Annotated in this window: 24 protein-coding genes; 3 read left to right on the top strand and 21 right to left on the bottom strand. The window is 41.8% G+C overall.

Annotation, left to right across the window (positions count from 1 at the left end; all coding sequences use genetic code 11):
• Positions 1-74 precede the first annotated feature (74 nt).
• The 8 genes from HMPREF2984_RS05175 to HMPREF2984_RS05140 all read right to left on the bottom strand — a co-directional run bounded on the left by HMPREF2984_RS05175 (position 75) and on the right by HMPREF2984_RS05140 (position 7,911).
• Positions 75-1,112: an aldose epimerase family protein gene (locus HMPREF2984_RS05175; protein WP_070670660.1), complete on the bottom strand. Its 1,038-nt coding sequence runs from the start codon at positions 1,110-1,112 to the stop codon at positions 75-77.
• A gap of 42 nt (positions 1,113-1,154) precedes the next feature.
• Entirely contained in the window at positions 1,155-2,156 is a 1,002-nt protein-coding gene (lacD, locus tag HMPREF2984_RS05170) for a tagatose-bisphosphate aldolase (protein ID WP_070670658.1), read from the bottom strand.
• A gap of 10 nt (positions 2,157-2,166) precedes the next feature.
• The gene (locus tag HMPREF2984_RS05165) at positions 2,167-3,336 is read right to left on the bottom strand and encodes an SIS domain-containing protein (protein ID WP_070670657.1); all 1,170 of its coding nucleotides are present in this window, start codon (positions 3,334-3,336) and stop codon (positions 2,167-2,169) included.
• Between the two features lie 166 nt (positions 3,337-3,502).
• On the bottom strand, positions 3,503-3,907 hold the full coding sequence (locus tag HMPREF2984_RS05160; RefSeq protein ID WP_003032047.1) for a PTS sugar transporter subunit IIA: 405 nt from the start codon (positions 3,905-3,907) through the stop codon (positions 3,503-3,505).
• Between the two features lie 17 nt (positions 3,908-3,924).
• Complete coding sequence (locus HMPREF2984_RS05155; RefSeq protein ID WP_003036938.1) at positions 3,925-4,752, bottom strand: PTS system mannose/fructose/sorbose family transporter subunit IID; 828 nt, start codon at positions 4,750-4,752, stop codon at positions 3,925-3,927.
• On the bottom strand, positions 4,739-5,632 hold the full coding sequence (locus HMPREF2984_RS05150; RefSeq protein WP_003027207.1) for a PTS mannose/fructose/sorbose/N-acetylgalactosamine transporter subunit IIC: 894 nt from the start codon (positions 5,630-5,632) through the stop codon (positions 4,739-4,741). Before HMPREF2984_RS05150 ends, HMPREF2984_RS05155 begins: the two co-directional genes overlap by 14 nt.
• Positions 5,633-5,650: 18 nt before the next feature.
• Complete coding sequence (locus HMPREF2984_RS05145) at positions 5,651-6,127, bottom strand: PTS sugar transporter subunit IIB (RefSeq protein ID WP_037618939.1); 477 nt, start codon at positions 6,125-6,127, stop codon at positions 5,651-5,653.
• Positions 6,124-7,911: a glycoside hydrolase family 35 protein gene (locus HMPREF2984_RS05140; RefSeq protein ID WP_049533270.1), complete on the bottom strand. Its 1,788-nt coding sequence runs from the start codon at positions 7,909-7,911 to the stop codon at positions 6,124-6,126. The genes HMPREF2984_RS05145 and HMPREF2984_RS05140 overlap by 4 nt, the downstream gene beginning before the upstream one ends.
• 168 nt (positions 7,912-8,079) lie before the next feature.
• On the opposite strand from HMPREF2984_RS05140, the gene HMPREF2984_RS05135 reads away from it, so the two are divergent.
• Positions 8,080-8,796, top strand: coding sequence for a GntR family transcriptional regulator (locus HMPREF2984_RS05135; RefSeq protein ID WP_021001162.1), 717 nt, complete (start codon positions 8,080-8,082; stop codon positions 8,794-8,796).
• A 170-nt stretch (positions 8,797-8,966) separates the two neighbouring features.
• Here the strand turns inward: HMPREF2984_RS05135 and HMPREF2984_RS05130 are convergent, their stop codons facing one another.
• From HMPREF2984_RS05130 to dhaK, 5 genes are all read right to left on the bottom strand, one after another.
• Positions 8,967-9,404, bottom strand: coding sequence for a DUF6568 family protein (locus HMPREF2984_RS05130; protein WP_003027199.1), 438 nt, complete (start codon positions 9,402-9,404; stop codon positions 8,967-8,969).
• Between the two features lie 98 nt (positions 9,405-9,502).
• Positions 9,503-10,216, bottom strand: coding sequence for an MIP/aquaporin family protein (locus HMPREF2984_RS05125; protein ID WP_003027198.1), 714 nt, complete (start codon positions 10,214-10,216; stop codon positions 9,503-9,505).
• 12 nt (positions 10,217-10,228) lie between these two features.
• On the bottom strand, positions 10,229-10,603 hold the full coding sequence (gene dhaM / locus HMPREF2984_RS05120; protein ID WP_003027196.1) for a dihydroxyacetone kinase phosphoryl donor subunit DhaM: 375 nt from the start codon (positions 10,601-10,603) through the stop codon (positions 10,229-10,231).
• The gene (gene dhaL / locus HMPREF2984_RS05115) at positions 10,600-11,181 is read right to left on the bottom strand and encodes a dihydroxyacetone kinase subunit DhaL (RefSeq protein WP_037618931.1); all 582 of its coding nucleotides are present in this window, start codon (positions 11,179-11,181) and stop codon (positions 10,600-10,602) included. The genes dhaM and dhaL overlap by 4 nt, the downstream gene beginning before the upstream one ends.
• 10 nt (positions 11,182-11,191) lie before the next feature.
• On the bottom strand, positions 11,192-12,181 hold the full coding sequence (gene dhaK / locus HMPREF2984_RS05110; RefSeq protein WP_037618929.1) for a dihydroxyacetone kinase subunit DhaK: 990 nt from the start codon (positions 12,179-12,181) through the stop codon (positions 11,192-11,194).
• Between the two features lie 157 nt (positions 12,182-12,338).
• On the opposite strand from dhaK, the gene dhaS reads away from it, so the two are divergent.
• Together dhaS and dhaQ are read left to right on the top strand one after the other, a co-directional pair.
• Positions 12,339-12,875 carry a dihydroxyacetone kinase transcriptional activator DhaS gene (gene dhaS, locus HMPREF2984_RS05105; RefSeq protein WP_070670655.1) on the top strand — a complete coding sequence of 179 codons (537 nt, stop codon included), beginning with the start codon at positions 12,339-12,341 and terminating at the stop codon, positions 12,873-12,875.
• A gap of 9 nt (positions 12,876-12,884) precedes the next feature.
• The gene (dhaQ, locus tag HMPREF2984_RS05100; protein ID WP_049533240.1) at positions 12,885-13,871 is read left to right on the top strand and encodes a DhaKLM operon coactivator DhaQ; all 987 of its coding nucleotides are present in this window, start codon (positions 12,885-12,887) and stop codon (positions 13,869-13,871) included.
• A gap of 55 nt (positions 13,872-13,926) precedes the next feature.
• Here the strand turns inward: dhaQ and purB are convergent, their stop codons facing one another.
• The 8 genes from purB to purD all read right to left on the bottom strand — a co-directional run bounded on the left by purB (position 13,927) and on the right by purD (position 20,697).
• Positions 13,927-15,222 carry an adenylosuccinate lyase gene (purB, locus tag HMPREF2984_RS05095; RefSeq protein ID WP_049533239.1) on the bottom strand — a complete coding sequence of 432 codons (1,296 nt, stop codon included), beginning with the start codon at positions 15,220-15,222 and terminating at the stop codon, positions 13,927-13,929.
• Between the two features lie 51 nt (positions 15,223-15,273).
• The gene (locus HMPREF2984_RS05090; RefSeq protein ID WP_049533238.1) at positions 15,274-15,975 is read right to left on the bottom strand and encodes a hypothetical protein; all 702 of its coding nucleotides are present in this window, start codon (positions 15,973-15,975) and stop codon (positions 15,274-15,276) included.
• A gap of 43 nt (positions 15,976-16,018) precedes the next feature.
• Positions 16,019-16,246: a hypothetical protein gene (locus HMPREF2984_RS05085; RefSeq protein ID WP_049533237.1), complete on the bottom strand. Its 228-nt coding sequence runs from the start codon at positions 16,244-16,246 to the stop codon at positions 16,019-16,021.
• 8 nt (positions 16,247-16,254) lie between these two features.
• Positions 16,255-17,205, bottom strand: a complete 951-nt coding sequence (locus HMPREF2984_RS05080; RefSeq protein WP_049533236.1) for a ketopantoate reductase family protein — start codon at positions 17,203-17,205, stop codon at positions 16,255-16,257.
• Positions 17,206-18,294 (bottom strand): 5-(carboxyamino)imidazole ribonucleotide synthase, encoded by a 1,089-nt coding sequence (gene purK, locus HMPREF2984_RS05075; RefSeq protein WP_049533235.1) that lies wholly within the window; start codon positions 18,292-18,294, stop codon positions 17,206-17,208.
• On the bottom strand, positions 18,281-18,769 hold the full coding sequence (gene purE / locus HMPREF2984_RS05070) for a 5-(carboxyamino)imidazole ribonucleotide mutase (RefSeq protein ID WP_037618945.1): 489 nt from the start codon (positions 18,767-18,769) through the stop codon (positions 18,281-18,283). The genes purK and purE overlap by 14 nt, the downstream gene beginning before the upstream one ends.
• 238 nt (positions 18,770-19,007) lie before the next feature.
• Positions 19,008-19,442, bottom strand: coding sequence for a 2-thiouracil desulfurase family protein (locus tag HMPREF2984_RS05065; RefSeq protein ID WP_037618926.1), 435 nt, complete (start codon positions 19,440-19,442; stop codon positions 19,008-19,010).
• Entirely contained in the window at positions 19,432-20,697 is a 1,266-nt protein-coding gene (gene purD / locus HMPREF2984_RS05060; RefSeq protein WP_059221416.1) for a phosphoribosylamine--glycine ligase, read from the bottom strand. Before purD ends, HMPREF2984_RS05065 begins: the two co-directional genes overlap by 11 nt.
• Positions 20,698-20,873 lie beyond the last annotated feature (176 nt).

Below are 20,873 nucleotides of genomic sequence, written 5' to 3'. Positions count from 1 at the left end.
GTCTTTATTTGATAATGCTGGATATCTCAAATAAAAAACGACAGACAAATAATCTATCGTTTCAATATATCGTGTTATTTAGTTGTTGCATGATAAATCGTTGTGCTGGTAAAAATCTCACTCGCTTTTAAGATAACATCTGCTTTCAAGTCGCTATGAATCGCATCAGGAAGTGCCTGAGTTTCCAGAGCTAAGCCGTTGTGCTGGATCATGGGATGTCCATTTAAAATGACCGTATCATCTACAAAATTTGCTGAATAAGTCACTAGACATGGCGCACTTGTTTTAAACGTCAAAAAGCGACCTGACTTCGGATCGTACAAAGAACCAGCCCTATCCTCTTGCTTGTTTAAAGCAAATGGATGATCTAAACCTGATACAATCTGAATCTGCTCATCTTGATCTGCAAAAATATCTTTAAAAGCCACACCTTTCATTAAGTCTTTGACAAAATCTCGCTCTGAATCTGACATTTTAGCAGGCACACCGTCCGGTGCGATTGGAAATACCCCTAAGGTATTTAGCTGCAATACACAATTGTCAATCGGTTGACTGAAATCGCCCGATAAATTGAAATAACTGTGATTGGTTGGATTGACCAAGGTATCCTTGTCCGTCTGGACTTGGTAAGAAACTTCTAATTCGCCTATCTCCGTTAAAGTATAAGAAACCCAGACTTTCAGATTTCCCGGAAAACCACCCGTTCCATCTGCACGTTCGGTATAGAAAGTGACGCCTTCATTTGTGACTTCCTCAACTTGAAAAATAGCACTGTCCCAGCCAGTAGAACCGCTATGATTGCAATTTTCTGCGTTGTTGACTTCTAACTGATAGGTTTCGCCATTCAGCTCAAACTGTGCTTTTGCAATCCGTCCTGCAACTGGTCCGACGCTTGCACCATATTTAGGGCTGTTGCCTACATAGGCATCAAAATGATCAAACCCCACCACGATATTTGCAAATTCAAGATTTTTGTCCGGAGTGACATACTCTAAGACAGTCGCACCATAAGTCATGACTTTCAAACGATAGCCCAAGTCATTTTCAAATGTGTAAGCAACAATATCTTTTCCTTGAAATGTTCCAAAAATAGCTTCTTGATAAGATTTCATACAACTTTCCTTGTTTTTATTACAAATTTATGTTTTCCTCTTTTAAATCTCTAGCTTTTCCGTCCACGAAACGGCTGTTTCACGTAAAACATGATTCAAGTCTTCAATATTTTGACGCCCCGTTTCATCAAGCCAAGCTTTGGCTGCTTCTGCTCCTTGATTAGCAAAGACGGTAACAGCTTCTTTCCAAGTCGCACGACCGCAAAGGACTCCATTGAATTGAGAACCTGCTTCATACGCCACTTTGAGCGTTTCCTGGAAAAGCTCTGCGCTAACTCCAGCACTCAGGAAAATAAAGGGCAGGTGAGTTGCATCAGACTGCTCTTTGAAAAATGTCTTGGCTTCCGCGAGGCTGTAGACAGGTTCAACCCCACCTTTCGTAAACCCTTCGACAAAATTCATATTGACCGGTACTTCCACTTTCAAGACATCAACATTGTAGCGCGGATCTGAAAAGAGCTTCATGGCTTCATTGACTTTGTGTGGTTTTACTTTCGCATAATCTGCATCTACTACACTAGCACGCTTCCTATCATAAGTCAAGATTTCAAGGAAGTAAGGAATGTCTTCTGCCACACATTCACTTCCTACACGTTCAACCCAGGCTTGTTTGATGTCGTTGATTTCAGGCTTATCATCTACATCATAGTAAATCAAAACTTTGACTGCGTCAGCGCCTAACTCTTTCATGCGTTTAACCGACCAATTTGGTAGCAAGTCTGGCAGGCGCCCTTCTGTTGTCGCATCATAACCTGTTTTTTCATAGGCAACAATAAGACCGCATTCTGCTGCACGTAATTTGGTAGCAGGTACACCGAATTCTGGATCCAAAAGGATAGAAGTAGCATACGGAGTCAACTGACTGGAAATCAATTGTTTAAATTCAATGAGCGCTTCATTTCCTGATACAGCATGTGCGCCACTTGCCAGCATTTTTTTCAACGAACCTCTCTGGTCAATCGCCAAAGCTCCAATAATGTCATTTTCATCTGAAAGATTCTTTAAGTGTGCTAATTTTTCGTGACTAATCCTTAATTTTTCCATGGATTCCTTCCTATTCTTTGTCAAATGAGTGAATGATAACACCCTGCACAACACGGTTGACGGTGCCTGTCGGAGACGGTGTGTCTGGACGATTGTTCACTTTGAGGGCTGTCAACAAGGCAAATAATTGACCATAAACAATATAAGGGAATACGCGATAAACATCATCTGCTAGCTGTTGACTAGAAAAAATGACTTGTTCAACATTTTCCAAATCTTCTTTTTGATCTGTCAATAGAATCACCTTGCGGGCAATCTCATCTCCGGCTACTTCTCGTACTAAGTCAAGGTCGTATAATTTGGTGTAGGAATCTGTCGAGCCAAACACCACAACAACCGTCTTTTCATTCACTAACGACTTTGGACCGTGACGGAATCCGACTGGGCTTTCATACATCGTTGCCACTTGTCCTGCTGTCAATTCTAAAATTTTCAGCTGAGCTTCATGCGCCAAGCCAAAGAAGGGACCTGCTCCTAAGTAAATGACACGGTTGTAATCTAAGGAAACAATCTCTTGAATCGCTTCTGCTGAGTCCAGCACTTCTTGACTCAATGTCATCAATGCAGAAACTTTTTCGGCTTTTGCAGCCAAATCTGCTTTGTCAAAGACGAGCAAAGCTGTCAACATCATAGACGTAAAGCTCGATGTCATGGCAAAGCCAGCATCATTTGACGGTGCAGGTTGGAGCAAGAGCAAATTGCGTTCGTCACCGTGTGCTTGCTGGGCTAATTTGCCTTCTGCTGCACATGTAATCGTGATTTGGTAAAGTTCCTCAACTATGTCTTTTGCCAAGTCAACTGCCGCAACACTCTCTGGTGAATTGCCACTACGGGCAAAAGAAACCAAAATAGTTGGTACTTCCTTGTGCAGATAAGCAAGCGGATTAGCGACAACATCTGTCGTTGCAATGGCATTAAAGTTCCACTTGCGCTCATCGTAAATCTTTCTGAAATAAGGCAAAAGGGTCTCTCCGACATAAGCTGATGTCCCAGCCCCTGTCAAAATAACCTTGATATAATCATACTTTTCATCAATATTATTCAGAAAAGCAGCAATCTCATCAGCTTGCGCTTTATAATTTTCAAAAGCTGTCTGCCAAACTTGCGGCTGTTGATAGATTTCCCGTGTGGTGATTTCCGCACCTAATTCAAGCAAGTCTTCCTTTGTATAATCTAGCATGGTTCTCCTTTCTGCTTTGCAATGCTAACTAAAAGAAAGGGAGTGGGAAAATGATGATTTCAAAGAAATCCATTTTCTTGCCCCAGCCCCCTTAGTTATACAGATTGCTCATTGAAGCAATTCAAGCAAGGACGTGTTTTTCAGCGACTATTAGCTAGACACTCCTTTATTCATCTTCGTCATCGTTCATTTCTGCTAATACATCATTGACTTTCACGATGTATTTGTTCGCTTTTTCGATATATTTTGCTTCAACGCCAGTCAGGGCAGAATTGATAAATTCAATCACCATTGGCATATTCATCCCTGCATAAAGTTCAATTTGGAGTCCTTCCAAAATCAGACGGCTAACGACATTGCAAGGCGTTCCACCAAGCAGGTCGGCAAAGACGATATAATCATCTAAATCTTTTACAGTTGCTGAAAATTTAGCAGTAAAATCGTCTATTCCTTCTTCTGGAAGCAGGGGAACTGTATGAATGAAGTCCAGTGGCCCCATAATCATTTCGGTGCTTTTCTTCAATTCTTCACAAAAGCGACCGTGACTGACCAATACAAGTTGTTTTGTCATTTATAGAGAAGCTCCTTTTAAACACCTAAGATTGGTGTATGAGTAAAGTGTGAAAATGCAGAAACACCAATTGCAATAATAATCACGATAAAGATTGCTTTTGTTGAATTCATACCTTTCTTACCAAGTAGCCAATAAACAAAACCTGTAAACAATGCTGGCACCAAACGTGGGAAGATTTTATCCAATGTTTCTTGAAGATTGAAGGTGACACCACCGAAGCTTTGTGTATAGGTAAACTTAAAGTTAATCATCGTAGCAATCAAAGCAGCCACCATGAAAACACCAAGAACTGTTGCAGCATCTGTGATGGCAGACAATTTGTCCTGCATGGTTGTAACTAATTTCACCCCTTCTTTGTGGGCAAATTCTAATTGTTTCCAACGGAAGACATTGATTGCGATTGTCACAGCTATCCAAAGGAAAATTCCAAGAGGATTGCCTTCAACAGCAAGTCCAGCAGCCAGACCACCCATAATAGCAGGAATAGTAGAACCAAAAATCGCATCGCCAATCGCTGCAAATGGCCCCATTAAACCAGTTTTAATCCCTGTAACGGTATCTTTAGCCGCAACTCCTTCATTTTCTTCAAGTGCTAAGTCAATCCCTGTTACTAAAGTATGGAAAAAGTTAGATGTGTTGAAGAATTGCGTATGTGTCCGCATCATTTCCTTTAATTCTGGCGTACCGTCTCCATATATCTTGCGCAATTGCGGCAAAATCATATAAAGATAGCCTGACGCTTGCATACGCTCGTAGTTCCAACCCCATTGGAAAGTAAAGAGACTACGACGGTTGATTTGTTTAAAATCTTCTTTTGTTAATTTGTAATTAGAGTTCGTCATCGTCAATTTCCCCACTTTCTGATTGTTCTGCAGCAACAGTCACGACTTGTTTATTAGTCGCATTTTTATAGTTGATTGTTGCCAAGGCAAAGCCAATAATCGCAATCCCAATCATTGGTAGGCCTTCAAATTTTGCACCCCCAAGAGCTGTAGCGATTTGTTTGACAGCTCCTGAAGCAGCTGCCAATGTTGAAATATAGTCAAAAACAACTTTCAACATAGCTGTAATGGCAAAACCTAAACCAAGATAATGAAGATTTTTCTTGACCGGAAGGTAACGAAGCAAAATTGCAAAACCGACACCAGGAAGCATTTTACCTGCAAGAATCAATCCATCTGCAATCCATTGTGCATTATTGGCAAGCCAGTCTGAGAAGGCTTTTACAGCGTCTCCACCGAGCCACAAAGCCAGAAATACTGGAAGGGCACGTGAAAGTCCCCACGGAATGGCACCGAGTAAGTAATTGCGTTCAATGCCTTTGTAGTCAAACTTTTCAACCGCTGCATCAATACGATGTGCAAAGTAAGTCGTAGAGAAACGTCCAAGAACGTCTGTATAAACCAGCAAGGCTGCTACCGGAACGGCAATAGCTGAAATAGCGAGTTCTGATTTCATACCTGTTGCCACAGAGAATGCTGTTGCAAGAACCGCACCAGAAGTTGCGTCAATCCGAGAGGCACCACCGAATGTACCAACCCCAAGCACAACGAGTTGGAGACTACCACCAATAAACAAACCAGTCTTCAAATCTCCCATGACCAGACCAGTGATAAAACCTGCAAAAACAGGGGAGCCAGCTGATGAGTTAATCGTCAACTCATCCAAAATTTGATACGCTGAATATAGCGTCAGTAAGAGAATTTGCCACCATTGTATCATAACAATGACCTCCTAAATTTATTTCAATAATTTCATAAAGTCTTCAACTGGATCATTTGGAACCATTTGAGCCGTTAGAGTTACACCTTTTTCATGCAACTTGTTAAATACTACCACGTCTTCATCTACCACGTTAATTGAGCGTGTGATAGAACGCGTTTCAGGTGTTTGCGACATATTGCCTACATTGAGTGTTTCAATTGGCACACCTGCTTCTACTAATTTCAAAAAGCGGTCCGGTTTTTTCGCAACAATGAGCAGACGTTGACTATCATATTTGCCTGCTAAGATATTTTCAGCTGCTCTTGCGACTGGCAAAATACTCAATTTCACACCAGCTGGTGTTGCCAGCTTCAAGCCGCTTTTTTCAATAGCATTTTCTGCTACTTCATCATCCACGACCATAATCCGTGAAATATTGAGCTTAGTAGTCCAAAGATTAGCTACCTGTCCATGAATCAAACGTCCATCGATTCGATTCCCTACGATTGTCATAAATTTACCCCCTTTATCGTTTTAAATGTAGGTTTGTGAACTAAATGAATAAATTCGCTGTATTTCCCTTCGGTTTCAAAAATGATAATTCGATTTTGTCCGAGTTTTAACAAACTATGTGGAATATAAAGCGATAAGGTCGGTCCGACGTCCCAGAAGCGCCCAATATTGACACCGTTGACAAAGACAATTCCTTTGCCAAAGTGGGTCAAATCAATATACGTATCTTTAAGCACTTTCAATTCGACATCAAACGCATAGAAAGCCGGCTGGTTTTCATGCCATTCTTTCGTGAAATCAATTTTTTCTGGATGCTTGAAATTCAGCACGTACTGTTTCCAATGGAGCATAAAGTGCAAATCCTTGCAGACTCCAGTCCGAATGCCCTTGTGTTGCGTCTCTGCCAACAGTTTGTGCCCATAATTGACGCGCCCCATATTTTCCATCAAAATATCAATCTGATGCGTGGATTGCTTCTGCCTAGGAACAAAGATATCTTCACCAATTTCTGTCTGGTATTGAGTTGTGATACGGTTTCCATCGACAAAAAGTTGCATCCGGTCACGCGCATCAATGATACGAATCCGTTCCTCGTCCGCATCCCATTCCGCTTCTGTACGATAGAGCAGATAGCCAACATTTTGCCCCAGTTCCTCCATGTTCATAGGGTAAAGACTTTCGATTGGCTGCGCTACATCTTCTAAGGTTTCAAATAAACTAACTTTCTCACTGAGCGGAATATCCTTTAACTCAAACGATTCTTTTACCAAAGGCTCCATTTGTGGATACTCTGGATAATATTTTTTTAACATTTGCTGAATAGCAAAGTATTTAGGCGTTGGATTTCCTTGTTCATCAAGGAGAGCTTCATAATCATAAGATGTCACCTGCGGCAGGTCAATGCTGCCTCGCGCTGAACAGCCATTCATGAAACCAAAATTGGTTCCCCCGTGAAACATATAAAGGTTGATACTGCCTTGTTGCAAGACTTCGTGAACCGCTTCAGCCAACTCTTCTGGATCTCGCGTGACAACCGGCTCCTTCCAACGATTGAACCAACCGTCCCAAAATTCCATACACATGAGTGGCCACTTCTTGCCATGCTCATCAAAGAAAGCTTGCAGATTTGCAAAATTATAAGCAGCTTTAGAGCCGAAATTTCCCGTTACAAATACATCATCCTCAATAAGCGTTCCTGCCCGTAAGGTGCCTCGCCAAGGCCCGTCCGATGTAAAGAGCGGACAAGTCACACCTCGCTCTAGCATCATATCTCGAACAGCTCTCAAATATTCCTTATCTTCGCCATACGAGCCATATTCATTTTCGACCTGCATCATGAGAATGTTGCCGCCATTTTCCAAAAGATGCGGGACTAAGCGCGGAAGCAATTCATCATAATAGCTAGCAACTGCGGCAAAATAAGCAGGGTCAGAAGAACGAATTCTCATATCTTCTTCTAAAAGCCAAGCCGGCAAACCACCGAATTCCCATTCTGCACAAATGTAAGGCGACGGACGAAGCAAGGTATACAAGCCCAAATCTTGAGCGATTTGAAGAAATTTTTCTATATCAAGGCTACCTTCAAAATCAAATTGCCCTTTTTCCGGCTCATGCATATTCCAAGGAATATAGGTTTCTACCGTATTAAAGCCCAGAGCTTTCAAATTATAAAGCGAATGATACCAATCATCTGGCTGAATCCGAAAATAATGAATGGCACCAGACAATATTTTAAAAGGCTGTTGATTCAGATAAAATTCTTCTTTAATCTCAAATCTTGCCAAACCATTTCCTTCTTTCACACAATATTTTTGCAATCGTTTACATTGATTAATATAATATATTTTGTATGAAATGTCAATAGTTTTTGAAAAATTTAATAAATTTAACCATTTTAAGAAAAATTATGGTAAAATTTTTTATGAGAGGGAAGCGAAAGAGAGGTGAATAACATGGCAATCCCTAAATACCAATACATTAAAGACGAACTCAAAAGCAAGATTATCTCAGGTCAATTTGAGAATGGAGATAAATTTTATACAGAAGCTGAGCTAATCACAATGTACGATGTGAGTTCTATTACTGTTGTCAGAGCTTTAAATGAGCTAGCAAAAGACGGATATATCATTCGCCAGCAAGGAAAAGGAACATTTGTGTCGCGCGCGCGTAAGCACAAACTCGTTGAATTTTCTGACGTTGAGATATTTCCCACCCAAAATGATCAAGTGACCGTTTTATCGATCGAGCGCGGAAACGACTTGAAATTTCTTGATAAGTTAGATTTGAAGGGACACCAATTTTACTATAAAATCGAGAGACTTCGTAAAGCAAAAGATACTCCTTACATCTATCATCAATCCTATATCCCAGAGCAATATATCAATGCAAATTATCCAGATCTTGAATATTACAGCTCTATCTACAATCGCTTCAAACAAGACTATCATATTCACATGAATGATGAGCACTTTGAAGAAACTAATGAAATTATCTTCCCGACACCAGAAGCTGTTGCAACATTACTGGACATTGACACAAACTTCCCGACCGTCTTCCAAGTAAAAACAACACAGTTAGAAAGTACAGGACAAATTTTAGAGTATAGCGAAGCCTACAAACGTGGCGATTTCTTTAAAATCAAGTTCGTGTCACGCAGTGGAAATCACTAATTATTTTTACGCAAAGAACATCTGAATGCCAGTTGTTCTTTTTTATATCTTGAGATTATTATAACCTATCTAGACCAATTTTGAAAAGTATTTTGTTATTTTTTATTTATCAATTTTTCTATTCTTGCTATAAGAAAAAAAACAAGATTTACTGTCACCTTGTTTTTCTCCTACTTAATAAAATCCTCAATTTCTTTAGCAGTCATATTTTTCTTGATTTGTAGCACTTTTTCTTCTGTAAAACCACTAAATTTTCCAAAATAAGGAACAAATTTTATCTTATATGCCTCACGAAAAGCAACTAACTCTGGTGTCTTTTTCTCACTATCTAAATAATAAAAAGATTTTGTTTTGATTCGTTCCAGTTGTTTCACAAATCGCCTACAGTGTGGACAAGTTCCTCTCCCGATGTAGAGATAAAATTTTTCACTCTGAGCCTGCTTTTCTTTGAGTTCAGGCACGGTTATCTGATGAAATTTCGCTACAATAGCTTGATACTCTTTTTGTTCATCTATTCGTTCAGTTGGATCTAGCAAAACTGAATGACAGGCAACTATTCCGAAAATCAAAAACACTCCAAGTAATTTCAGCCAATGCTTCTTTGCCATCTCTATCCTCGCTATTCTATACAGCTATTATAAAAAATTCAGACAAGAAGCACAAGAAGAGACAACAAAAGTAGGCCGAAACCTACTTTTGACTATTTTTAAATGACACCCAAAATGATATTGTAGAGCAAAGCCCCTACGACACCGCCGACAATTGGACCCAGGACTGGAATCCAAGCATAGGACCAGTCAGAATCTCCTTTATTTGCAATTGGTAAAAGAGCATGCATGATACGCGGTCCCAAATCCCGTGCAGGATTGATCGCATAGCCTGTCGTTGGTCCGAGTGAGAAACCGACTGCAAAAATAACTGTTCCTACGATGATTGGACCCAAACCAGCGGCAACTTTATTTGGACCAATTGCCATAATCGTGATGACAAGAATGGCCGTTCCCAGCGCTTCTCCTAAAAAGTTAGAAGCTGTATGGCGAATGGCTGGTCCCGTTGAAAAGCTGGCTAAAATCAAGCCTGAATCTTTCGTTTCAGCCCAATGAGGGTAATAGTGAAGCCATAGAACAAAAGCCGCAGCCATGGCACCCAGCATTTGTGCAAGAATGAACGGAAAAACCTGTCCCCAACTAATCGCTCCAATAGAAGCCATTGCGAATGTAACCGCTGGATTCAAGTGAGCTGGACTAAAAAATCCGGATACATAAACCGCTACGGTACAGGCAATCCCCCAGCCTAAAACGATAGCAACCCAGCCGGTTCCTTCTTCTTTCGTCTTGCTCAAAACATTCCCGGCAACAACCCCGTCGCCAAGCAATACTAGGATGAAAGTTCCTAAAAATTCACCGAGATACTGAATCATAATCAAACTCCTTTATTTCTTAATTTCTAACTCTTTCAATTGTTCTTGTATGGTCGCCAAATCTGCACCAGCTTGCAAGAGAGCAGCCGTAGTATAAGCTCCTTCAACAATGGGAACATTGTTAATGATGATGTCTTTATCTGAAAAGTCTGCCACCAGCTCCAGATTCATGCGAGCCGATCCAAGATCAAAGAAAGCTAAAATCTTCTCTGCTTCATTGGCTTCTACAATCGTTTGGACTTGTTCAAAACTTGTACCAATGCCGCCATCTTCTGTACCACCTACATAGGTCAGCAAGACATCTTTGGCAACTTCTGAAATTAAATCTACAAGGCCTTGAGCGATCCATTTTGAATGAGAAACGATGACAATCCCAACTTCTGTCATGCTTTTTCCTCCACTTCTAGCAAGGCTTCAAAAAGTAAGCCTGATGAATACGAACCGGGGTCAATATGTCCGATAGAGCGCTCTCCGACATAAGAAGCCCGACCCTTCGTTGCTTTCATATCTTTCGTCGCTTCAACCAAAGTATGAATGGTTTCTTTGGTCAATTCTCCTTTTTGAAGAGCCATCACCACACCAGACCAGACATCCACCATGGTTTTTTCACCCGGAACAGCCTTTCCTCGCTTTTGAATCATATCAAGCCCTGCTTGAACAGCATCCGCCAAGCTAGTACCCTCTTTTTCAGCCTTCATTATTCCCATAAAGGCTGAGCCGTAAAGAGGACCAGAAGCCCCGCCAACCTTGCTAAGCAATTGCATCGAGACGGCTTGAAAGACTTCTGCTGAATTGGCAAAATCTTTTCCTTCCAGATTTTCAACGACAGCTGTCATACCACGCGCCATATTGCCACCGTGGTCTCCGTCACCAATGGGCGTGTCTAACTCTGACAGGTAGTCTTTGTTGGCTTGAATTTTTTCGTTAAAGAGAAGCATCCATTTCTTTGCTAATGCTGCATCCATATCATACCTCCTACCAAGCAATCGTTGCAACAGGACTGTTCAAAGCTTCTAGCCAGTCTTCACATTCCAATTTGATAAAGGTCAGAGAAATGCCTGCCATGTCAATAGATGTCATGTAGTTTCCTAATTTCTTGTAAACAACTTCCAGACCCGCTGCTGCAAGGATTCCAGCCACATCGTTGGCAAAGACGTATTGTTCCATGAGCGGCGTTGCCCCCATACCATTGATAAGGATTCCGATTTTCTCTCCTGCTTTGAGTTCAAAAGAGTCTTTCAATTTTGCCACTAATTCTTGTGCTAAGTCTTTAGATGGCTGCATTTTTTCTTTGCGATAGCCGGGCTCTCCATGAATGCCGATTCCAAATTCAATTTCATCATCAGCAAGCACAAAGCCAGGTTTCCCAACTTCAGGAACGGTTGCTCCACTGAGAGCCAGCCCAACCGTATGAATCTGAGGCACCAATTCGTCAGCCAAGGCCTTGATTTCACTCAGTGATTTTCCAGACCGCGCAGCATTTCCCAAAATCTTATGAACAAAAATGGTACCAGCAACTCCACGGCGGCCTTGCGTGTAAAGGCTGTCCTCAACAGCAATATCGTCATCGACAACAACACTTGCCACCTCGATTCCTTCCATTTCTGCCATATCCTGCGCCATTTCAAAGTTCATGATGTCGCCAGAATAATTCTTGATAACCATGAACACTCCTGCGCCTTCGTCAGCTTCTTTAATTGCCTGCAAGACTTGGTCAGGAGTTGGGGAAGTAAAGACCGCTCCGCAAATCGCAGCTGACAACATACCGTCGCCCACAAAGCCAGCATGAGCAGGCTCATGACCGCTCCCGCCACCTGAGATAATCGCTACCTTGCCAGATTTTTCGCTATTTCGGGCAATGATGTCAAAGCCTTCTACACGATGCACCAAATCACTGTGGATATAAGCTAAACCGTCCAGCATTTCGTCCACAACAGCCGTTGGTTGATTGATAATTTTTTTCATGAGTTTCTCCTTTGCGTTATTTTTCTTATTTTTATTGTAAAATTCTTTGCTCTATTTTGGAACGGACAAAAGCAAAAATATGTCCCACTTTTTTAGTTTTCCTATTGCATCATTCATGATAAACTAAGAATAGAACTAAAAAGACTGAGGAGGGAAGATGGCAACATCCTTAATCACGAAAAAAAGGATTGCCAAATCCTTTAAAAAATTACTCACCGAACAGGCTTTTGAAAAAATCTCTGTTCGGCAAATTATGGAAGATGCCGGTATTCGCAGGCAAACTTTTTACAATCATTTTCTAGATAAGTATGAATTATTAGAATGGATTTTTCAGACGGAGTTACGAGAGCAAGTCACAGATAATCTGGAATATATCTCTGGCTATCAGCTGCTGCAAGAATTACTGCATTATTTTAGCGTCAATAAGAGCTTTTATGCACAATTATTTGACATCGTTGACCAAAATGACTTTTCTTCTTATTTTCAGACCTATTGTCAACAGCTTGTAACTAAACTCGTCAGAGAATATCATTCCTGCCCTTTCCATTCTGAAATGGAGTATCATTTTTTCATTCACTATCACAGTCAAGCGCTTGCAAATGCTATCAAACATCTGCTGGATTTATCTGAGCAAGATTACCAGCAACAGGCGCAGCTCTTAACACAACTAATCAAAACAGCTATAGAAAATTAAGGCACGTATATGGTTCACATTATCAATTCAATTCATTCAAGCATTCAGCAAAACATCAATGCAATCACCCGCATGTATCCTCACCTTTCACAGCTGAAACAACTTCCCGTTATTTATCATAATCAGCACGATTCTTCTGTCGTGCCCATTATTTCGGGTGGTGGCAGCGGTCATGAACCAGCTCATTTTGGCTATGTGGGCGATGGTATGTTAGCCGCTGCTATTAGCGGCCCCATTTTTGTGCCCCCCTGTGCTGAGCATATTTTAGAAACCATTCGTTTTCTGCATCAAGACAAGGGCGTTTTTGTCATTATTAAAAACTTTGATGCCGATATTAAAGAATTTTCCCAAGCCATTTATCAAGCACGCAAAGAAGGAATTCCAGTCAAATACATCATTTCTCATGATGATATTTCTGTGGAAAAAAGCAATTTCCAAATCCGCCACCGCGGGGTTGCAGGAACAATTCTTTTACATAAAATTCTCGGGCAAGCTGCCAAAGAAGGAGCCAGTCTGGATGAGTTGGAAAAACTCGCTCTTTCTCTGTCCACCTCCATTGCGACGCTAGGAGTCGCAACAAAATCTGCCACCTTACCAAGCAAGCAGCTGCCTATCTTTGATTTGCCCCAAGGTCAAATTTCCTACGGAATTGGAATCCATGGAGAGCCCGGTTATCGGATGGTTCCGTTCGAATCTTCCGAGTTGCTCGCTGTTGAGCTCATCAACAAAATCAAAATGAAATTCAAGTGGCAAGAAGGACAAGAATTTATTCTCCTCATCAATAACTTAGGCGGCACTTCAAAATTGGAAGAACTCGTTTTCACAGATGACATTCTTCAACTGTTGGATATAGAAGGCTTGAAACTGCCCTTTGTCAAAACAGGTCACCTCATCACAAGCCTAGATATGGCCGGACTTTCTGTTACCCTCTGTCGTGTTTCCGACAGTTTCTGGCTGAGAGCCTTAGAAACCCCAACCAATGCTTTTGCTTGGTGAGAGAGCAAAAATCCAGTGAAATCAAGCCTGATTTTACTGGATTTTTTAGTTTGTTTTAATCCAAACCTATACGGTGGAAAATATCATCCACACGCTTAGTGTAGTAAACTGGGTCAAAAATATCGTCAATTTCCTCTGGTGTTAAACGAGAGGTCACAGCTTCATCAGCTTCTAGTAGCGGACGAAAATCTGTTTGATTGTCCCAAGAATAAGCCGTCTTAGGCTGTACTAAATCATAAGCTTCTTCACGTGTCATGCCTTTTTCAATCAGACTCAGCATAACGCGCTGACTATAAATAAGACCAAAAGTTGAGTTCATATTGCGGCGCATATTTTCAGGGAAAACAGTCAGATTCTTAACGATATTGCCGAAGCGATTAAGCATGTAGTCAATCAGAATGGTCGTGTCAGGTGTGATAATGCGCTCTGCTGAAGAATGCGAAATATCACGTTCATGCCAAAGCGACACGTTTTCATAAGCCGTCACCATGTGACCGCGAATGACACGCGCCAGACCGGTCATGTTTTCAGAACCGATTGGGTTGCGTTTGTGAGGCATAGCAGAGCTACCTTTTTGTCCCTTGGCAAAGAATTCTTCTACTTCACGCTGCTCGGATTTTTGCAGACCGCGGATTTCAGTCGCCATGCGCTCGATTGACGTGGCAATGCTTGCCAGTACTGCAAAATACTCGGCATGCAGGTCACGCGGTAAGACTTGAGTTGAAATTTCTTGAGCACGAATACCTAATTTCTCACAGACATATTTTTCCACAAATGGCGGAATGTTGGCAAAGTTTCCAACCGCACCTGAAATTTTCCCAGCTTCCACACCAGCGGCAGCATGTTCAAAACGCTCGATATTGCGCTTCATTTCACTGTACCAAGTCGCGAGCTTCAGACCGAAAGTCGTAGGCTCCGCATGCACCCCATGAGTACGTCCCATCATGATGGTAAACTTGTGCTCACGCGCCTTGTCAGCAATGATGTTAAGGAAGTTTTCAAGATCCTTGCGGATGATATTGTTGGCTTGTTTGTAGAGGTAACCATAGGCAGTATCGACCACGTCAGTAGAAGTCAAACCATAGTGGACCCACTTGCGCTCTTCACCAAGAGTCTCAGAAACCGCACGAGTAAAGGCCACCACATCGTGGCGAGTCTCCTGCTCAATTTCAAGAATACGGTCGATGTCAAAGTCCGCCTTCTCGCGAATCAAAGCCACATCTTCCTTAGGGATTTCTCCCAACTCAGCCCAGGCCTCGTCAGCCAAAATTTCCACCTCAAGCCAAGCACGGTATTTATTTTCTTCACTCCAAATGTTCGCCATCTCAGGGCGAGAGTAACGGTTGATCATTTTTTCTTTTCCTTTCTTGTTATATTAGTAATCTTACCAAAACTATAAATATTAATTAGTAGTATCCCAGAAACCTCTGAATCGGTTTGTGATATTGGTTATCTGTCCTTCAATAATTGGTTTTAAGTAATCGGATACGTTATCTATTACAGCATCACCAATATCACCTAGTGCTTTCTTAGCTAATTTTTCTACAATAGATTTTACAATACTTTTTAAGGATGTGTCCTTTTTAGCTCCAGATCTAATTAAAGCTTTCTCAATATCCTCTCTACCATCTGGGAGCAACGAAATAAATAAATCTATATAGGCATCTACTGTCATTTTTAAAAGTTCATTAGAAAATGAACCGTCTGTAATATGATTTAGGCTTCTCAACTTAGAACGTAGATAATCAGCCAAATATGGGTTCCCTATCTCAAGGCTAACTTTATCTCCATCCTTTAAAATAGGTGATGAAACCAGCTCTTTCAATTCATTCTCTAAATCATTCTCTGTAGAAGTTCTTAGTTTAGACTCATAAATTAAATTTCTAGCTTTAGCTCGCGTAACTTTTAAAGAAGATACCACATCATAAATCTCTGGAGTCTTTGCTATTACCTCTAGCTCTTGAAGTTTCATAAACAATATTATATCAAAATCTCTTTTGGACATGGCTCCATAAGCTGGCTTAATATACTCTTTTAACAATTCTTTAAAGACTTTAGATGATTCTTCAGAATCCAAACTATCAATTTTATTATTAATATTCATTTATTTTTGATTTCCTCTAAAATTAATCAATCACTATTTAAACTTACTCAAACTCCTCTTTTCCAATAAACACAGATGGATAGTGTGGTAATTCATTGAGATCGGCATCCAATGGTAAATCATAAATTGCTAAATAGTTTTCAGGGTATTGTGCAACTAGCTCTTCATACTTAGCTTTCACCTTTTCGTGATTGCTACTAGCATACAAGACTTCGACGACTGCTCCAGCCTTCTCTTTTTCAACAAATGCATTAACGATGAGTTGAATCATAAAACCTCCTAAATCGAAATTCCCTTCATATTTGCTTCAAGAATGGGCATCTCAACACCTAACTCCTGACCAGTCTGATAAACACTTTGACAACAGTAGAAAATGTCCTGCTTATCATTATGCAAGGTCATAATCTTTCGGGTCAGCTCATTTTTTGCAAACATGACTTTCATAGCTTTTCCTGCTATCCAAGTCGGGATTTTGTATGGTAAAAGTTCTGCCTTGTAAAGCCTCAAATTTACGCCACGCGCTTCTACGACTTTCAAAGCCTCTCGAATGGCCTTGATAGCTAATGATAATTCCGAAGAACTATTCATCAAGTTCAGAGCCAGCTGTTCTGGATTTTCCAGATTCCCCGAACGTGCAACTGTCGAGGTAACACCTGCGTTTATCGCCATGTGAATCCAAATCCACTCGACCATATCATGAGGAGCTTCCCACTTCAAATCTGCAGAAGCTAGTAAAGCCGTCAGATCAACATAGTTAGAAATATGTGCTTTTTGCTCATCTTCTAGCATTAAATGGTCGAACAAGACACCATCTAAATGATTCTCCTGCATGTGACCTCCAGCAGTTGGAAAAGCCAAAATATAGTTGTAGTCCCCTGCCCACTCTTGGACCTCTTTTCGAGTATCCCAGAAATTACAGAAGAAAACAAGTGTGCCTTTGATATTATTTTTTCGCAAGGTTTCCACGGCTTCTTTTACAAAACCATGACGCACACTTAGAAAAATAAAATCATATTCCGAATGAGCTTCCGCCACATAAACCGCATAGGTATCCTGTTTATTTTCACCTTTGGAAACATAACGACCATCTAGCAAATCAACTGTCAAGACGTTTGGTGCTGGACTTTTCTTACTTTCTCTCAGCACGTGCTCTACCTGATGACCTGCTTTTTGAAAAGCATAAGCATAAATGGTCCCGATAACTCCAAGACCTAAAATTGCTACTTTCACTTAAAAATCAATCCCTTCCCCAAACTCTCCAACCTCATCCGGCACATCACTAAACAAAGTCACATGCCCCATTTTGCGGTTGTGCTTCGCTTCTATTTTACCATACATGTGAAGGTGGACGCTTGGATTTTCTGTGACATATTTTTCAGCAGCCTCGACATGCTGGCCGAGTACATTGAGCATGACAGCTGGGGCATAGAGTTTGATGGCTGGGAGAGGTTGGCCGAGGACGCCTAGGATATGGGTGTCAAACTGGGAGAAGTCGCAGGCTTCAATCGAATAATGCCCTGAGTTATGGGGACGAGGCGCAATTTCATTAACGATGATGTCATCAGCTGTCGCAAACATTTCCACGCAAAGAGTTCCAGATAAATTAAGCTGTTCAGCTATTCGCACTGCCATGGTCTTTGCTTTTGCTGCTAGACTATCAGAAATGCGAGCAGGCACAATGGTTTTTGAAAGAATGTTGTTACGGTGGATATTTTCCTGAACTGGGAAAACCGTCACATCCTTACCATTACCAGACACAATGACCGATATTTCCATGGTGAAGGGGACAAAATCCTCTAGCACACAAAGAGTCTGGTCTGCCAAATCATGTGCAGTCGCTAAGCTCTCCTCATCTCTAATGACGACTTGGCCGTGACCGTCGTAGCCACCCGTTGCTGTTTTCAGCACGCGCTTAGTCGAAAAGTCATAGTCTGCAAGATCTGCTGATGAGCGGATAATTCGATAAGGAGCCAAATCCACGCCAGTACTTGAAAGAAATTCTTTCTCGTGTACTCGGTTTTGAGAGATACGTAGCAGCCTCGTTCCTTGCGGCAGATCTGCCAAATCAGCTACCGCATCTAAGCTGTCTGCGTCCACATTTTCAAATTCATAAGTCAGGACATCACAGCGCTCAGCTAATTGACGAAGAGCCGCCACGTCATCATAAGGAGCAACAATAACCTCACTGACACGAGCAGCTGGACAATTAGCAGCTGGGTCTAGCGTAATGACCTTGTGACCTCGATAAATTGCAGCAATCGCCATCATTTGTCCTAATTGACCGCCACCGATAATTCCAATCGTTTTAGTTGAGTTCATTGCTAGACTCCTCAGCAATCTTTCCTTGTTTTTCTGCAAAATCAGCTAGTGCTTGGGCAATTTGGGCATCTTCAACAGACAGCAAGCGCAAAGCAAAGAGCGCTGCATTGGTCGCACCCGCTTCGCCGATAGCCATCGTTGCCACAGGCACGCCGCCAGGCATTTGCACGATAGAGTAAAGTGAGTCCACTCCGCTCAAAGCACGAGATTTGACAGGCACACCGATAACCGGCAACGTTGTTTTAGCTGCTACCATACCCGGCAGGTGAGCTGCACCGCCAGCCCCTGCAATGATAACCTTAATCCCACGGCCACGCGCTTCCTCAGCATATCGAAACATAAGGTCTGGTGTTCGGTGGGCAGAGACCACCTTTTTTTCATAAACAACACCGAAGTCCTCAAGAACTTGGGCTGCCTTTTTCATGGTTTCCCAGTCGGATTTAGAACCCATAATGATAGAAATAATTGGTTGCATAATTTCTCCTTTTTTCAAACCTGCCTTAGGCTGCGGGGCCGTCGTGAGCTTTCTTGTATGCAATGTTACGCTTCTCTTCTTACCTTTTCTTAAAAATAGAGGAAAAGCTAAAATCACATCTAAAAAATCTTCTTGACTAGCTTTGTAGACCTTTGAGCTACAAACTTTCCCAAAATACCACAGCGATAGCAGGCATGGTTTCATAGCGACCTTTGGTCGCTTGAGCTAGCGCTATACTTTATTTAATTATATCTTCAGCATCAATAACTCTGTAGCCTCGTTTTTTTAATGCTTGTGCAAAAAGGCCTCTGCCCTCTATTTTTCGACCAGTAAAACGACCATCGTAAATCTGGTTGACACCACAAGAGGGACTTCGGGACTGAAGAATAGCAAAGTCAATATTTTTTTCAGCTAAACTCGACAATGTGTGATCAATTCCTACTTGAAATTCTTTATCATAAAAATTCCCATTAACATCACATGGCCGCCCTTTTAAAATCTCTACTGGCTCTCTTGGAACTGGTAAGCCGCCCGCAACTTCTGGGCAAACTGCTAAAACATCTTTGTCTGCAACAAAGTCAATAACAGCTTGATTGTAATTATTGCCTCCATTGTACTTGCAATTTTCTCCAAGCAAACAAGCACTAACTAGTATACATTTTTTATTTTTCAAGAGCCTTGCTCCCAATATCAGTTCTGTAGAACAGTCCAGTCGTGTCTTGTTTGTCGAGTTGGGCATAAATTTTTTCCTGTGCAGCCTGAACGCTGTCGGCTGTGGTGACCAGCATGTAGACCCGTCCGCCATTGGACAGCAGTGCTTTGCCATTTTCACCAAACTTAGCGCCTGCATAGTAGGTGATGATATCACCGTCGGTCTTTTCTGGCAGAACCACACCTTTTTCGTAGTCAAGTGGGTAACCTTCAGAAGCCACCACGACGCCCAAGGTCACACCGCTGTCCGTCCAAGTCATGTCAGGCTCCTTGCCCTCCAAAATGTCCGTGATGTTCTGTGCCAAGTCAGAAGTCAGGCGCGGCAGAATAACCTGCGTCTCAGGATCGCCAAAGCGAGCATTGAACTCAATGACCTTGGGTCCATCCGCAGTCAGAATCAAACCAGCATAAAGAACACCGACATAAGGTCGCCCTTCTGCTATCATGCCCTCCAGCACTGGCTTAACAATGGTATCAACCGCAGTTTCAACCACGCTTGCTGACAGATGTGGCACAGGCGCATAAGCGCCCATACCGCCTGTATTAGGACCCTTGTCACCGTCATAGGCCCGCTTGTGGTCCTGAGCCGTTGGCATGATATAGAACTTGTCACCATTAACAAAGGCAAAGAGAGAGAATTCCTCTCCAGTCAGAAATTCCTCAATCACCACACGCGCACCAGAATCGCCGAATTTATTGTCCAAAAGCATTTCGTGCGCTGCTTCGACCGCTTCTTCCACCGTTTCAGCGACTACCACGCCTTTACCCAAAGCCAAGCCGTCCGCCTTCACCACGATTGGAGCGCCCTCTTTTTCGATATAGGATTTAGCTTTTTCAAAGTCTGAGAAAGTTTCGTAGCGTGCTGTCGGCACACCGTATTTTTTCATGATTGATTTGGCAAAATCCTTGGACCATTCCAGCTCAGCAGCTAGCCGAGTCGGACCAAAAGCCTTGAGTCCAGCCTGATTAAAATCATCAACAATTCCAGCCGCTAGCGCATCATCAGGACCAATGAAAGTCCAAGCAACATCATTTGCTTTCGCAAAGTCAATCAGCGCTGCATGCTCAGAAATCCCAATCGGAACCAACTTAAGACCATCGAAAGTCATCCCGTCATTTCCGGGAGCCACAAAGACCTGCTCCACCTGCGGTGACTCCAACAATTTCTTAGCAATCGCATGCTCGCGACCACCCGAACCAACAACTAAAAGTTTCATGATTGCCCTCTTTGCGAATTATTTATATCAATTATACCACAAATGTTCGTTTATACCTTTATTTATCGTGGAATATTTTGATAATAATGAAATTTCGCTATCATTTTCTAATTTTTCAATTCAGTTTTCAATTTTTTCATCTTTTCCCGAATAATCTAAATGGAACTATCCAAATT

The organism is Streptococcus sp. HMSC066E07 (assembly GCF_001814695.1).
Classification (GTDB): Bacteria; Bacillota; Bacilli; order Lactobacillales; family Streptococcaceae; genus Streptococcus; species Streptococcus hominis.
The sequence above is the reverse complement of the archived record's forward strand: the minus strand, read 5'-3'. Positions and strand labels throughout refer to the sequence as shown.

Excerpts from the sequence above, each read along its gene's own strand:
- HMPREF2984_RS05175 (WP_070670660.1), bottom strand. The coding sequence starts at position 1,112 with ATGAAATCTTATCAAGAAGCTATTTTTGGAACATTTCAAGGAAAAGAT.
- lacD (WP_070670658.1), bottom strand. The coding sequence starts at position 2,156 with ATGGAAAAATTAAGGATTAGTCACGAAAAATTAGCACACTTAAAGAAT.
- HMPREF2984_RS05165 (WP_070670657.1), bottom strand. The coding sequence starts at position 3,336 with ATGCTAGATTATACAAAGGAAGACTTGCTTGAATTAGGTGCGGAAATC.
- HMPREF2984_RS05160 (WP_003032047.1), bottom strand. The coding sequence starts at position 3,907 with ATGACAAAACAACTTGTATTGGTCAGTCACGGTCGCTTTTGTGAAGAA.
- HMPREF2984_RS05155 (WP_003036938.1), bottom strand. The coding sequence starts at position 4,752 with ATGACGAACTCTAATTACAAATTAACAAAAGAAGATTTTAAACAAATC.
- HMPREF2984_RS05150 (WP_003027207.1), bottom strand. The coding sequence starts at position 5,632 with ATGATACAATGGTGGCAAATTCTCTTACTGACGCTATATTCAGCGTAT.
- HMPREF2984_RS05145 (WP_037618939.1), bottom strand. The coding sequence starts at position 6,127 with ATGACAATCGTAGGGAATCGAATCGATGGACGTTTGATTCATGGACAG.
- HMPREF2984_RS05135 (WP_021001162.1), top strand. The coding sequence starts at position 8,080 with ATGGCAATCCCTAAATACCAATACATTAAAGACGAACTCAAAAGCAAG.
- HMPREF2984_RS05130 (WP_003027199.1), bottom strand. The coding sequence starts at position 9,404 with ATGGCAAAGAAGCATTGGCTGAAATTACTTGGAGTGTTTTTGATTTTC.
- HMPREF2984_RS05125 (WP_003027198.1), bottom strand. The coding sequence starts at position 10,216 with ATGATTCAGTATCTCGGTGAATTTTTAGGAACTTTCATCCTAGTATTG.
- dhaM (WP_003027196.1), bottom strand. The coding sequence starts at position 10,603 with ATGACAGAAGTTGGGATTGTCATCGTTTCTCATTCAAAATGGATCGCT.
- dhaL (WP_037618931.1), bottom strand. The coding sequence starts at position 11,181 with ATGGATGCAGCATTAGCAAAGAAATGGATGCTTCTCTTTAACGAAAAA.
- dhaK (WP_037618929.1), bottom strand. The coding sequence starts at position 12,181 with ATGAAAAAAATTATCAATCAACCAACGGCTGTTGTGGACGAAATGCTG.
- dhaS (WP_070670655.1), top strand. The coding sequence starts at position 12,339 with ATGGCAACATCCTTAATCACGAAAAAAAGGATTGCCAAATCCTTTAAA.
- dhaQ (WP_049533240.1), top strand. The coding sequence starts at position 12,885 with ATGGTTCACATTATCAATTCAATTCATTCAAGCATTCAGCAAAACATC.
- purB (WP_049533239.1), bottom strand. The coding sequence starts at position 15,222 with ATGATCAACCGTTACTCTCGCCCTGAGATGGCGAACATTTGGAGTGAA.
- HMPREF2984_RS05090 (WP_049533238.1), bottom strand. The coding sequence starts at position 15,975 with ATGAATATTAATAATAAAATTGATAGTTTGGATTCTGAAGAATCATCT.
- HMPREF2984_RS05085 (WP_049533237.1), bottom strand. The coding sequence starts at position 16,246 with ATGATTCAACTCATCGTTAATGCATTTGTTGAAAAAGAGAAGGCTGGA.
- purK (WP_049533235.1), bottom strand. The coding sequence starts at position 18,294 with ATGAACTCAACTAAAACGATTGGAATTATCGGTGGCGGTCAATTAGGA.
- purE (WP_037618945.1), bottom strand. The coding sequence starts at position 18,769 with ATGCAACCAATTATTTCTATCATTATGGGTTCTAAATCCGACTGGGAA.
- purD (WP_059221416.1), bottom strand. The coding sequence starts at position 20,697 with ATGAAACTTTTAGTTGTTGGTTCGGGTGGTCGCGAGCATGCGATTGCT.